This window comes from Streptomyces sp. NPDC043738 (assembly GCF_056436545.1).
In genome coordinates this window covers 99,298-112,226 of sequence record NZ_JBWKCJ010000005.1, presented here as the reverse complement: position 1 = coordinate 112,226, position 12,929 = coordinate 99,298, and the positions used below count along the sequence as shown (strand labels likewise).

The window sequence follows — 12,929 nt, the reverse complement described above, 5'->3', positions numbered from 1 at the left end:
CGTGGCTGTTCCGAAGCGGAAGATGTCGCGCAGCAACACGCGCCACCGCCGGTCGCAGTGGAAGGCTGCGGTCCCCACCCTGGTGGCGTGCGAGCGCTGCCACGAGCCCAAGCAGCAGCACATCGCGTGCCCCGCTTGCGGCACCTACAACAAGCGCCAGGTCCTCGAGGTCTGAGCGGCTGGTGACAGGCTCTATGTCAGACGCCAAATCGACATCCCGCTCACGCGGGGATGAACCGACTCCGGCGGACACGGCCTCGTCCCACACGCTTCTGGAAGGGCGGCTCGGGTACAAGCTCGAGTCCGCCCTTCTGGTGCGTGCGCTGACGCACCGCTCGTACGCATACGAGAACGGCGGTCTGCCCACCAACGAGCGGCTCGAATTCCTCGGGGATTCGGTGCTCGGCCTGGTGGTCACCGACACGCTGTACCGCATCCACCCCGACCTGCCGGAGGGCCAGCTGGCCAAGCTCCGGGCCGCGGTGGTCAACTCGCGTGCGCTCGCCGAGGTGGGCCGCGGCCTCGACCTCGGCGCCTTCATCCGCCTCGGCCGGGGCGAAGAGGGCACGGGCGGCAGGGACAAGGCGTCCATCCTCGCCGACACCCTCGAAGCGGTGATCGGCGCGGTCTACCTCGACCAGGGCCTCGACGCGGCCGGCGAGCTGGTGCACCGGCTCTTCGATCCGCTCATCGAGAAGTCCTCCAGCCTGGGCGCGGGCCTGGACTGGAAGACCAGCCTCCAGGAACTCACCGCGACCGAAGGCCTCGGGGTCCCGGAGTACCTGGTCACCGAGACCGGTCCGGACCACGAGAAGACCTTTACTGCTGCCGCCCGCGTCGGTGGTGTCTCGTACGGCACCGGCACCGGCCGCAGCAAGAAGGAGGCCGAGCAGCAGGCGGCCGAGTCCGCATGGCGCGCGATCCGCGCCGCGGCGGACGAGGCGGCCAAAGCGGCGGCTTCCGGTGACGAGGCGTCGCAGGAAGCGGAAGCCCCCGGTGCAAGCACCGGCTCCACTGGAGCGGCCACCGCCGCGAAGCCTCCTGCGGCTCCGGCCAACGGCGACAGCTCGTCGTCGGCACACTGAACCACCGTTTCTGACCCCGTCCGGGGCGGCCGAGCGTCGCCCCGGACGGGGTCAGAAGTCTTTCCCAAGGAGCCCACCGTGCCCGAGCTGCCCGAGGTCGAGGTCGTACGCCGCGGACTGGAGCGCTGGGTCAGCGGGCGCACGATCGACGCCGTCGAGGTGCGCCACCCCCGCGCGATCCGCCGGCACACGGCCGGTGCGGCCGACTTCGCGGCCCGGCTCGAGGGGCTGCGCACAGGCACGGCCCGCCGGCGCGGCAAGTACCTCTGGCTCCCGGTGACCGGCGGCGGCCCGGCCGCGCAGACCGCCGCCGAGGGCCTCGCACCCCACGTCACACCGTCGGTCACCCACGGCCTGGCGATCCTCGCCCACCTCGGCATGAGCGGTCAGCTGCTGGTCCAGCCGCACGACGCCCCCGACGAGAAGCACCTGCGCATCCGCGTCCGCTTCGCCGACGACCTCGGCACCGAGCTCCGCTTCGTCGACCAGCGCACCTTCGGCGGCCTCTCGCTGCACGACACCGTCCCCGGCGACGCCGAGCAGCTCCCCGACGCCATCGCCCACATCGCCCGCGACCCACTGGATGCGGCCTTCGACGACACCGCCTTCCACGACGCGCTGCGCCGTCGCCGGACCACCATCAAGCGGGCCCTGCTGGACCAGACCCTGATCAGCGGCGTCGGCAACATCTACGCCGACGAGGCGCTGTGGCGCAGCCGCCTCCACTACGAACGGCCGACCGCCACCTTCACCCGCCCGCGCACCGCCGAGCTGCTCGGCCACGTACGGGACGTGATGAACGCCGCGCTCGCCGTCGGCGGCACCAGCTTCGACAGCCTCTATGTGAACGTCAACGGCGAGTCCGGGTACTTCGACCGCTCCCTGGACGCCTACGGCCGCGAGGACGAACCCTGCCGCCGCTGCGGCACCCCCATCCGCCGCCGCGCCTGGATGAACCGCTCCAGCTACTTCTGCCCCCGCTGCCAGCGCCCGCCGCGGGTCGGCTGAACGTAGCAGTCGGATAACTCCTCGCCACCACGGATGTACCGAGGCGGAGGGGGCCGGGTAAGTTCAGCGCCCATGACAGAGGACGCCGCGAGCATCGACCGGCAGCAGCTCATGCAGGAGGCGCTTGAGGAGTACGCGTCGCGCAGCGACGACCAGCTGGACTGGATCCTCGGGCTCGTCAGACACCGCCTCGGCGCGGCTCGCCGGATGGGCGTGCCCCTACCGGACGGACTGGCCGAAAGGGTCTCGCGGCTTTCCGCGAAGCGCGGCTGGCCGATCGACCAGCCGCAGCCCTGAGCCGGGGAAGCACCCGATGATCAAGCTGCTGCCCGCGCCCTTACCCACCGGCACGGCCGTTCGAGGGACACTCCGGCCTGGCGCGCGGGAGATTCGGCGACAGCCGTGAGGAAGCCCGCGACGCGTGCGGGCGCCGGGATCAGAAGCCGAAGTCCTGGGTCCACCACGGACCGCCCGGGCCGAAGTGGACGCCGACGCCGAGGGTCTTGTACTCGCAGTTGAGGATGTTGGCGCGGTGGCCGGGGCTGTCCATCCAGGAGTCCATGACGGACTGGGCGTTGGCCTGGCCGCGGGCGATGTTCTCGCCGCCGAGGTCGCTGATGCCCTGCGCGCGGGCGCGGTCCCAGGGCGTGTGACCGTCCGGGTCGGTGTGGTCGAAGAACCCGCGCTCGGCCATGTCGTCACTGAACCGCTGCGCGAGACCGGCCAATTCCTTGTCCGCGGTCACCGGCGAGCAGCCGGCCTGGGCGCGTTCCTGGTTGACCAGCGCCAGGACCTGGGCCTCGGCGGAGCTCTCGGCGTCGGGGGTCTTCGACGGGGCCGCGGTGCGCGGGGGCGCGGTGGAGGACGGGCGCTCGGTGGGCTCGGCGGAGGGCCGCGAACCGGTCTCCCGGGCGGGGGATTTGGTCGGCCGCTGCGGCGAGGGGGACGTGGACGGCGTCATGGGGGAGGAGGGGCGGTCGCCGCGCGGGGCGGTGGGCCGGGCGCCGCCGCGGCTCGCCGTGTCGGTGGCGCGGTCGGTCGGGGTCTGGGAGAGGCCGCCCATCGGCGCGGTGGTCTCCGGCAGGGTGCCGGCACGGACCCGGTCGCCCCGGCCGTCACCGCTCTCGCCGTCGAACTGGCCGCCGCCGGGGATCAGTCCGGAGGCGACCGCCACGGCTCCCATCGCCACCGCTGCGGAGGCGCCGAGCAGTCCGGTGCGTACGGGCGCCAGGCCGCGGCCGCGTGCGGCGCGGTGCGAGCGGTGCCGCGCCGCCGGGGCCGGCGCGTCGTGCCGTACAGCTGTCGGTGCGTCAACAAGCCCCGCAGCCGGGGCATCGGGCGTATGGGGAGCAGAGCGTCGATGGCGGCCCATCCGCTGTCTTCCTTTCCCCCGGTGCAAGCACCGGCTCCACTGGGGCGGCTACCGCCGCAGAGCCTTCCTAGATGTCAAGACGACTCACCCGAACGGGTGAGTCTCGTTGTCGGGGGACTGTACGCCATGGCACAAGGGGGCGACGTGCCCGCTGAGCAATTGGCCGGTTAACGTGCACACATGAACGAAGCTGTCCGTGTGACCGCGTGGGTGCGTGGTCAGGTGCAAGGCGTCGGGTTCCGCTGGTTCACCCGCGCCAACGCTCTTCGCATCGGCGAACTCGCCGGATTCGCGGTCAATCTCGGCGACGGCCGCGTCCAGGTGGTCGCCGAGGGGCCGAAGGACCACTGCGATCAGTTGCTGGAGTGGCTGCGCACCGGAGACACGCCCGGGCGGGTCGACGGAGTCACTGAGATCTGGGACACGCCCCGGGGCGGCTACGACGGCTTCGAGATCCGCTGACAGGGCCCTCCGCGGCCCTCCGCGGGCCCTCACAGGCGATCTTGCCGGTGTGTCTTTGTCAGCTGCTTACGGGAGATAAGGCCTGGTGGTTGCCAACTCGGCCGACCCGTGCAAGGCTGCCGCTGTACGGATGATCTCCACGCCCCCGCGGGACCTTTCTGGGGAGTCGGCGCAGAGCCCTCGCGGCCGCGCACTCTCAGGTGCCCGAGGATACGGGGCGTGATCGTGTTGACCGTCAAACCGTTTGGTGAGACTCTGGAATCCCCGCGCACCTTAGCTGTTTGGCATTGAGTACACCAGAGAATGACAAGCACCGCGGGTGCGAATCCCTCACGACCCACACCGCTTCGGTCGGTCACTCATTGTGGAGGACCATCCATCATGGCAAAGGCGCTTCTCGGTTACGTCGGCGGCTCCGACCCCCGAGTCCTCTCCGAGATGCGACGGCTTCAGCAGCGCGTTCAAGACCTCGAATCCGAGCTTATCCGGATGCAGGCCGAGAACGACATGCTGTCCGCTGCCGCACGTCGCGACGACTCGATGCTCGACATCGACGTACCCCAGGCGGAGCCCGCGCTCACCTGACCCCAACCCCAGGGCCGGTAGGGCTGCTCGCCAGCCGCTTGAGGCACCGCTCTCTTCAAGATCTGCAAGGGACGCTTCGGCGTCCCTTCGTCGTTTCCCGGCTCGTCCTTCCGGCACGTTGATCGCGTGACCAGAGGCCATTTCGGCCGTGCCGCCCCTCCCTTACCGCATGATGTGCCCTGCGCTTTCCTTGATGAAACCGAAAATGAACGGCGCGGATACCCGGGGGCCGTAGGGCACCGGCGACCGGCCCCGGAATGTTGGGGCCGCCCGCCGAGAGGGGGCCGGTAGAGTCCAACGGCGTGCATCTCAAGAGTCTGACCCTGCGAGGCTTCAAGTCCTTCGCTTCCGCCACGACGCTCCGGTTCGAGCCGGGCATCACCTGCGTCGTGGGCCCCAACGGTTCCGGCAAGTCCAACGTCGTGGACGCGCTGTCGTGGGTCATGGGCGAGCAGGGCGCCAAGTCGCTGCGCGGCGGGAAGATGGAGGACGTCATCTTCGCCGGGACGACCGGGCGGCCGCCGCTCGGCCGCGCCGAGGTCTCGCTGACCATCGACAACTCCGACGGTGCACTGCCGATCGAGTACGCCGAAGTCACCATCACCCGGATCATGTTCCGCAACGGCGGCAGCGAGTACCAGATCAACGGGGACACCTGCCGGCTGCTCGACATCCAGGAACTGCTCTCCGATTCCGGCATCGGCCGGGAGATGCACGTCATCGTCGGACAGGGGCAGCTCGACTCGGTGCTGCACGCCGATCCGATGGGCCGGCGCGCCTTCATCGAGGAGGCGGCCGGCGTCCTCAAGCACCGCAAGCGCAAGGAGAAGGCGCTGCGGAAGCTGGACGCGATGAAGGCCAACCTCGCCCGCGTCCAGGACCTGACCGACGAGCTGCGCCGCCAGCTCAAACCGCTGGGGCGGCAGGCCGCGGTGGCCCGGCGCGCCGCCGTCATCCAGGCCGATCTGCGCGACGCCCGGCTGCGGCTGCTCGCCGACGATCTCGTCACCCTGCGCCGGGCGCTGCGCGCCGAGATCGCGGACGAGGCGGCCCTGAAGGAGCGCAAGCAGGCCGCCGAGGAGCGGCTGCGCACCGCCCAGCAGCGGGAGGCCGCGCTGGAGGAGGAGGTCCGTACGCTCAGCCCGCGTGTGCAGCGCGCGCAGCAGACCTGGTACGAGCTGTCACAGCTCGCCGAGCGGGTGCGCGGCACGATCTCGCTGGCCGAGGCGCGGGTCAAGAGCGCCACCGCGGCCCCGCCGGAGGAACGGCGCGGGCGCGACCCGGAGGACATGGAGCGCGAGGCGGCCCGGATCCGCGAGCAGGAGGCGGAGTTGGCGGCCGCTCTGGAGGCCGCGAGCCGGGCGCTGGAGGACACCGTCGAACACCGCGCCGGGCTGGAGCGGCAGTTGGCCGACGAGGAGCGGCGGCTGCGGGACGCGGCGCGGGCCATCGCCGATCGGCGCGAGGGCCTGGCCCGGCTGAGCGGACAGGTCACCGCCGCCCGCGGCCGGGCCGCCTCCGCGCAGGCGGAGATCGGGCGGCTCGCCGAGGCCCGGGACGGTGCCCGCCAGCGGGCGGCGGCCGCCCAGGAGGAGTACGAGCAGCTCAAGGCCGAGGTCGAGGGGCTGGACGCGGACGACGAGGAGAGCGCGGCGGGGCATGACGCGGCCCGTCGGGAGCTGGCGGAGGCGGAGGCCGCGCTGACCGCCGCGCGGGAGGCGCTGACCGCGGCCGAGCGCAGCCGCGCCGCGACCGCCGCCCGGCACGACGCACTGGCTCTCGGGCTGCGCCGCAAGGACGGCACGGGGGCCCTGCTGGCCGCGGCCGACCACCTCGGCGGGCTGCTCGGCCCGGCCGCGGAGCTGCTGACCGTCGCCCCCGGCTTCGAGATCCCGGTCGCGGCCGCGCTCGGAGCGGCCGCGGACGCCGTCGCCGTCAACGGGCCGGCCACCGCCGCCGACGCCATCCGGCTGCTGCGCAAGCAGGACGCGGGGCGCGCGGCGATGCTGCTGGGGGACGGCACGAGCCGCGGCGGGAGCGCCACCGGGCTGGTGCCCGGGCCGGCGCGGGCCGTGGAGGAGCGGGCGCCCGCGGAGGCCGTGGAAGCCGTGGCGGTGTCGGCCAGGCCTGGGAGCCATGGGGCCGGTGGGGCTCATGGTGCTGGTGGTGACGGTGGTTCCTACGAGGCTGCCGTACACCGGGTTCCCGGGCCCCGCTCCGCGCCCGTACCGGCCGGTGAACTGATCCAGGGGCCGCCGGAGTTGGCCGCCGCGGTGGCCCGGCTGCTGCGGGACGTCGTGGTCGTCGGGACGCTGGAGGACGCCGAGGACCTGGTGGCCGCGCGGCCGGAGCTGGTTGCCGTGACCGGTGAGGGCGATCTGCTCGGGGCGCACTTCGCGCAGGGCGGCTCCGCCGGCGCGCCGAGTCTGCTGGAGGTGCAGGCGTCCGTCGACGAGGCGGCGGCCGAGCTGGAGGAGCTGGCGGCCCGCTGCGAGGAGCTGGCCCAGGTGCAGCGGGCGGCGGCCGAGCGCCGTACGGAGTGTGCCGCGCTGGTCGAGGAGCTGGCCGAGCGGCGGCGGGCGGCGGACCGGGAGAAGTCGAAGGTCGCCGGGGACCTGGGGCGGCTCGGCGGACAGGCGCGGGCCGCCGCGGGCGAGGCCGAGCGCTCGGCCGTGGCGGCCGCCAGGGCGGAGGAGGCGCTGGCGCGGGCCACCGAGGAGGCCGAGGAGCTGGCCGAGCGGCTGGCGGTGGCCGAGGAGGAGCCGGGCGCCGGCGACGAGGAGCCCGACACCTCCGTACGGGACCGGCTGGCGGCCGACGGGGCCAATGCGCGGCAGACCGAGATGGAGGCCCGGCTGCAGGCGCGTACGCACGAGGAACGGGTGAAGGGGCTGGCCGGGCGGGCGGATGCGCTGGACCGGGGGGCGCGCGCCGAGCGCGAGGCGCGGGCGCGGGCCGAACAGCGGCGCGCCCGGCTGCGCCACGAGGCGGCGGTGGCCGGGGCGGTCGCCTCCGGGGCGCGGCAGCTGCTGGCGCATGTCGAGGTGTCGGTCGTGCGGGCCGATGCCGAGCGGGGTGCCGCGGAGCGGGCCAAGGCCGGGCGCGAGCAGGCGCTGGTGGCCGAGCGCAACACCGCCCGGGAGCTGAAGGGCGAGCTGGACAAGCTGACGGACTCGGTGCACCGGGGCGAGGTGCTGGGCGCGGAGAAGCGGCTGCGGATCGAGCAGCTGGAGACCAGGTCGCTGGAGGAGCTGGGGGTGGAGCCGGCCGCGCTGGTGTCGGAGTACGGCCCCGATCAGCCCGTACCGCCGTCGCCGCCGGCCGAGGGCGAGGTGCTGCCGGAGGACCCCGGCCACCCCCGCAACCAGCCGGTGGCCTTCGTACGGGCCGAGCAGGAGAAGCGGCTGAGGGCGGCTGAGCGGGCGTATCAGCAGCTCGGGAAGGTGAACCCGCTGGCGCTGGAGGAGTTCGCGGCTCTGGAGGAGCGGCACCAGTTCCTGAGCGAACAGCTTGAAGACTTGAAGAAGACCCGGGCCGACCTGCTGCAGGTGATCAAGGAGGTCGACGAGCGGGTGGAGCAGGTCTTCACCGAGGCGTACCACGACACCGCGCGGGAGTTCGAGGGCGTCTTCTCCCGGCTCTTCCCGGGCGGCGAGGGGCGGCTGGTGCTGACCGATCCCGACGACATGCTGGCGACCGGGGTGGAGGTCGAGGCACGCCCTCCGGGCAAGAAGGTCAAGCGGCTGTCGCTGCTGTCGGGCGGGGAGCGGTCGCTGACCGCGGTGGCGCTGCTGGTGTCGATCTTCAAGGCCCGGCCCAGCCCGTTCTACGTGATGGACGAGGTCGAGGCGGCGCTGGACGACACCAATCTGCAGCGGCTGATCCGGATCATGGAGGAGCTGCAGGAGAGCTCCCAGCTCATCGTGATCACGCATCAGAAGCGGACGATGGAGGTCGCCGACGCGCTCTACGGGGTATCGATGCAAGGGGACGGCGTATCGAAGGTGATCAGCCAGCGGCTGCACTGACCACGGAGACGGATCTGCGATATGCCCGCTTTTATCCCCGTCGTTGATCGCGCGGAGTGTCCGACGCCCCATCAGTTCACAACTTGAACGAATGCCGTCTCGGCTAACGGAGAAACAAAATCATTACGCGGTATTGACTTCGAAACTTGAAGGCATAGTCTCTGCAACGTTGCTTTTACCTTCAAGTGGTGGGTACCCCCAACCTATGCACCACTAGAAGGGCCAGCCCCCTACGCCCGGCAGCGCAGCCGGGCCACTGGAGTTCACGTTGACCAGCACCGCGCAGCCGACGGTCCCGGAAGGCCGTAAGGCCCACCCCGAGCACCTCGGCCATGTCATCTTCATCACCGCGGCTGCCGCGATGGGCGGCTTTCTCTTCGGCTACGACAGTTCCGTCATCAACGGCGCCGTCGAGGCGATCCGCAGCCGCTACGACGTCGGGTCCGCAGTACTCGCCCAGGTGATCGCCGTCGCGCTGATCGGCTGCGCCATCGGCGCCGCCACCGCCGGCCGGATCGCGGACCGGATAGGCCGCATCCGTGTGATGCAGATCGCCTCGGTGCTGTTCACCATCAGCGCCGTCGGTTCGGCCCTGCCCTTCTCCCTCTGGGACCTCGCCTTCTGGCGGATCATCGGCGGCTTCGCGATCGGTATGGCCTCGGTCATCGGCCCGGCCTACATCGCCGAGGTCTCGCCGTCCGCCTACCGCGGCCGGCTCGGCTCGTTCCAGCAGGCCGCGATCGTCATCGGCATCGCCGTCTCCCAGCTCGTCAACTGGGGCATCCTCAACCTCGCCGACGGCAAGCAGCGCGGCACGCTCGCCGGCCTCGAGGCCTGGCAGTGGATGCTCGGCGTGATGGTCGTCCCGGCGGTCCTCTACGGTCTGCTCTCCTTCGCGATCCCCGAGTCGCCGCGCTACCTGATCTCCGTCGGCAAGCTCGAGCGCGCCAAGGAGGTGCTGGCCGAGGTCGAGGGCCACACGGTCAACCTCGACACCCGGGTCGCCGAGATCGACCAGGCGATGCGCAGCGAGCACAAGTCCACGTTCAAGGACCTGCTCGGCGGCAAGATGGGCTTCCTGCCGATCGTCTGGGTCGGCATCGGCCTCTCGGTCTTCCAGCAGCTGGTCGGCATCAACGTCGCGTTCTACTACTCCTCGACGCTGTGGCAGTCCGTCGGCATCAACCCCGAGAGCTCGTTCTTCTACAGCTTCACCACGTCGATCATCAACATCATCGGCACCGTCATCGCGATGATCTTCGTCGACAAGATCGGCCGCCGCCCGCTGGCACTGATCGGCTCGGCCGGTATGGCGATCGCGCTCGCGCTGGAGGCCTGGGCCTTCTCCGCCAAGACCGCCGCCGGTACGCTGCCGGCCGCCGAAGGCACCGTGGCCCTGATCGCCGCCCACGTCTTTGTGCTCTTCTTCGCGCTCTCCTGGGGCGTCGTGGTCTGGGTCTTCCTCGGCGAGATGTTCCCGAACAAGATCCGCGCCGCCGCGCTGGGCGTCGCCGCCTCCGCGCAGTGGATCGCCAACTGGGCCATCACCGCCAGCTTCCCGAGCCTGGCCGACTGGAACCTCTCGGGTACGTACGTGATCTACACATTCTTCGCCCTGCTCTCGATCCCCTTCGTGCTCAAGTTCGTGAAGGAGACGAAGGGCAAGGCGTTGGAGGAGATGGGCTAACCCCCCGCCAGTCCTTCTCCTCAGTACTGGCTGCTGCCCCGGGTCCCAAGGCGACCCGGGGCAGCAGTCTTTGTACCGGGACCGGGACCGGGACCGGGACCGCGGCCCTGGCCGGGGTCGGCCCCGGCCGTACGGAACGCCCTGCGGTACGCCGCCGGCGTGGTGTGCAGGGCCTGCTGGAAGCGGCGGCGGAGGTTGGTCGCCGAGGACAGCCCGACCCGCACGGCGATCGCCTCGACGGGCAGATCGGTCTCCTCCAGCAGGGTGCGGGCCGCGTTGATCCGGCGGCCCAGCAGCCACTGCCCGGGGCTGGTACCCAGCTGCTCGGTGAACCGGCGGGCCAGGGTGCGCGAGGAGACCCGCAGCCGGCCGGCCATGTCCTCGACCGAGAGCGGCTCGGGCAGCCGGCCGGCCACCCACTCCAGCAGCGGGGCCAGCGACCGGTCCATGGCGAGCGCCGGATCGATCCGGTCGCCCGGGGAGGGGGCCGCGTACTGGGCCTGGCCGCCCTCGCGGTGCGGCGGCATGACCATGTGCCGGGCGATCCGTGCGGCATGGGCGGCGCCGTGGTCGCTGCGTACGAGATGCAGACACAGGTCGACGCCGGCCGCGGCTCCGGCACTGGTGGCCACATCGCCGTGGTCGATGTAGAGCACCCCCGGGTCGACCTGCACCCGGGGGAAACGGGCCGCCAGCTCGGCCGCGCGGGCCCAGTGCGTGGTCGCCCGGCGGCCGTCGAGCAGACCGGTCTGGGCCAGGGCGAAGACGCCGGAGCAGATGGTGACCAGACGGGCCCCGTTGCGCCGCGCGCCGAGCAGGGCCGCGTGCACGGCGGGCGTGAGCGGCTCGTCCTGGGGTATCCAGCCCGGGATGACGACCGTGTCGGCCGTCTCCAGCGCGCCGAGCCCCTCGGTGACGAGCATGTCGTAGCCGGCCGTCGTCCGCACCGGACCGGGTACCTCGGTGCACACCGTGAAGTCGTAGTGGACGGGCAGGCCGGCGCGGCGGGTGCCGAAGACCTCGGCGGCACAGCCGAGTTCGAAGGGGCCCTGGGGCGCATGGACCAGGACCACCACACGGTGCGGCGCCGTGCCGCTGCCGTCGTCCTCGGGAGCATCGGCGGGGCGATCATGGGGCATGGCAGAAAAGTACCCGAGGACGTCTTTTCTGACACTGGGGGACCGGGGTCCCGGCGCGCGAGGCTGACGGCATGACACAGCACAGCACGCGGCACGAAGAGGCGATCAGCGGCCGGGAGATGGCCGGTTACGTGTGGTCGGCGGTGGCCGACGCACCGGTGGAGGAGCTGTTCCCGGGGGTCCGGATCCGTCCCCTGTGGACGGGGGAGGACGGGGCCAGGGCCCAGGTACTGGAGATCGATCCGGGGGCCGCCTGGGAGCGGATCGATGTGCACGAGCCGGGACCGGAGGAGGTCTTCGTCGTCTCGGGCACGTTCAACGACGGCTTCGGCGACCATGAGGCGGGGTCGTTCCTCCACGCGCCCGCGGGCTCCTGGCACATTCCGCGCTCGGAGACCGGCTGCACGATCTTCGTCTTCTACCCCGAGGGCTGAGCCGTGCCCGCCCCGCCTCGCCCGAGGCGGGGCAGCACCTGCTCGGCGAACAGGTGCAGTGAGCGCCAGCCCTCGTCGACGGGCATCCCGCCGCACAGCGGGTGCAGGATCAACGAGCCCTGGGCGCCCGTCTCCTGGGCCAGTTTCAGGCACTCGTCAGGGGTGAGGACGCGGTAGACGCCCTCCTGGCGCAGCGCTTCGGCGTTCGAGGCGGTCGAGCGCACCGCGGAGCGGGTGCCGGCCGACTGCCAGGAGGCGTACGTCCGCGCCTCGTGCAGCAGATGGTCGCCGTACTCGGCCCATGTGCGGTCCGGGTCCTCGGACAGGTGCAGCAGCGAGGTCACCTCCGGCGGCTGCAGCACCCAGCCGTCGGTGCCGAAGGCCGCGCGCTGCTCGTGGTAGTAGGCCGCCAGCTCGGGGAGGTGGGCGCTGGGGAAGAGCGGGAGTCCCAGGCGGGCGGCGCGCCGGGCCGCGGCCCTGGAGCTGCCGCCGATCAGCAGCGTCGGGTGCGGGCGGGTGTACGGGCGCGGGGTCACCCGGACCGTACGCCCCTGATAGGTGAACGGTTCGCCGGTCCAGGCGGACAGCAGCGTCGTCAGCACCTCGTCCTGGAGCGCGCCCCGGCGCCGCCAGTCCTTGCCGTGCGCCGCGTACTCCTCGGGCCGGTAGCCGAGGCCGGCGACGGTGGTCAGCCGGCCGCCGCTGAGCAGGTCGAGCGAGGCGAGGTCCTCGGCCAGTCGCAGCGGGTCGTGCAGCGGGGTGATCAGCGCGGAGACGGTCACGCCGATGCGGCGGGTGGCGCCGAAGACGGCGCCCGCGAAGGTGAGCGGCGAGGGCATCCAGCCGTTGGTGGTGGCGTGGTGCTCCTCGGTCTGGACCATCGTCAGACCGCGGTCGTCTGCGAAGGCGGCCATCTCGACGGCGGCGCGGTAGCGGGCCGAGAGCGCGGCGGGTGCGGGGGAGGGGTCGACGAGGTTGAAGCGGACGACCGTGACGGGCACACCAGCGGACATGGCAAAACGTCCCCTTCGCCAAGAACGGTTGGCGAAGGGGACGTTAGCTGACGTGGCGTCAGTTCACTAGGGGTGTGATCCGGCCGCCGCGTCGGCCGGGGGCCCGGTGGCGGCGG

The 12,929-nt window shown here is 72.0% G+C and carries 12 protein-coding genes; 9 read left to right on the top strand and 3 right to left on the bottom strand.

The window, feature by feature from the left end; genetic code table 11:
• The first annotated feature begins 1 nt into the window (after position 1).
• From rpmF to AC0680_RS09625, 4 genes are all read left to right on the top strand, one after another.
• Complete coding sequence (rpmF, locus tag AC0680_RS09640; protein ID WP_028802425.1) at positions 2–175, top strand: 50S ribosomal protein L32; 174 nt, start codon at positions 2–4, stop codon at positions 173–175.
• 19 nt (positions 176–194) lie between these two features.
• A complete protein-coding gene (rnc, locus tag AC0680_RS09635; protein WP_478626354.1) occupies positions 195–1,085 on the top strand; it encodes a ribonuclease III in 891 nt (296 codons plus the stop codon).
• A gap of 78 nt (positions 1,086–1,163) precedes the next feature.
• A complete protein-coding gene (gene mutM, locus AC0680_RS09630; protein WP_478626353.1) occupies positions 1,164–2,093 on the top strand; it encodes a bifunctional DNA-formamidopyrimidine glycosylase/DNA-(apurinic or apyrimidinic site) lyase in 930 nt (309 codons plus the stop codon).
• A gap of 72 nt (positions 2,094–2,165) precedes the next feature.
• On the top strand, positions 2,166–2,390 hold the full coding sequence (locus AC0680_RS09625; protein WP_478626351.1) for a hypothetical protein: 225 nt from the start codon (positions 2,166–2,168) through the stop codon (positions 2,388–2,390).
• Between the two features lie 139 nt (positions 2,391–2,529).
• On the opposite strand, the gene AC0680_RS09620 is transcribed toward AC0680_RS09625, so the two are convergent.
• Positions 2,530–3,465: a CAP domain-containing protein gene (locus AC0680_RS09620; protein ID WP_478626350.1), complete on the bottom strand. Its 936-nt coding sequence runs from the start codon at positions 3,463–3,465 to the stop codon at positions 2,530–2,532.
• A gap of 180 nt (positions 3,466–3,645) precedes the next feature.
• On the opposite strand from AC0680_RS09620, the gene AC0680_RS09615 reads away from it, so the two are divergent.
• The 4 genes from AC0680_RS09615 (at position 3,646) to AC0680_RS09600 (ending at position 10,227) form a co-directional block, all read left to right on the top strand.
• Positions 3,646–3,927 (top strand): acylphosphatase, encoded by a 282-nt coding sequence (locus tag AC0680_RS09615; RefSeq protein WP_384433684.1) that lies wholly within the window; start codon positions 3,646–3,648, stop codon positions 3,925–3,927.
• A 381-nt stretch (positions 3,928–4,308) separates the two neighbouring features.
• Positions 4,309–4,512 (top strand): hypothetical protein, encoded by a 204-nt coding sequence (locus tag AC0680_RS09610; RefSeq protein ID WP_006602857.1) that lies wholly within the window; start codon positions 4,309–4,311, stop codon positions 4,510–4,512.
• Positions 4,513–4,814: 302 nt separating this feature from the next.
• The gene (locus AC0680_RS09605) at positions 4,815–8,540 is read left to right on the top strand and encodes an AAA family ATPase (protein WP_478626347.1); all 3,726 of its coding nucleotides are present in this window, start codon (positions 4,815–4,817) and stop codon (positions 8,538–8,540) included.
• A 268-nt stretch (positions 8,541–8,808) separates the two neighbouring features.
• Positions 8,809–10,227 carry a sugar porter family MFS transporter gene (locus AC0680_RS09600; protein WP_478626345.1) on the top strand — a complete coding sequence of 473 codons (1,419 nt, stop codon included), beginning with the start codon at positions 8,809–8,811 and terminating at the stop codon, positions 10,225–10,227.
• A 20-nt stretch (positions 10,228–10,247) separates the two neighbouring features.
• Here the strand turns inward: AC0680_RS09600 and AC0680_RS09595 are convergent, their stop codons facing one another.
• Positions 10,248–11,366 carry a GlxA family transcriptional regulator gene (locus AC0680_RS09595; protein WP_478626343.1) on the bottom strand — a complete coding sequence of 373 codons (1,119 nt, stop codon included), beginning with the start codon at positions 11,364–11,366 and terminating at the stop codon, positions 10,248–10,250.
• A gap of 71 nt (positions 11,367–11,437) precedes the next feature.
• Between AC0680_RS09595 and AC0680_RS09590 the strand changes: the two genes are divergently transcribed.
• Positions 11,438–11,800 (top strand): cupin domain-containing protein, encoded by a 363-nt coding sequence (locus tag AC0680_RS09590; protein WP_478626341.1) that lies wholly within the window; start codon positions 11,438–11,440, stop codon positions 11,798–11,800.
• Here AC0680_RS09590 and AC0680_RS09585 read toward each other — a convergent pair.
• Positions 11,785–12,813 carry an LLM class flavin-dependent oxidoreductase gene (locus tag AC0680_RS09585; protein WP_478626340.1) on the bottom strand — a complete coding sequence of 343 codons (1,029 nt, stop codon included), beginning with the start codon at positions 12,811–12,813 and terminating at the stop codon, positions 11,785–11,787. The two genes, AC0680_RS09590 and AC0680_RS09585, sit on opposite strands and share 16 nt — an antisense overlap.
• Between the last annotated feature and the right edge of the window lie 116 nt (positions 12,814–12,929).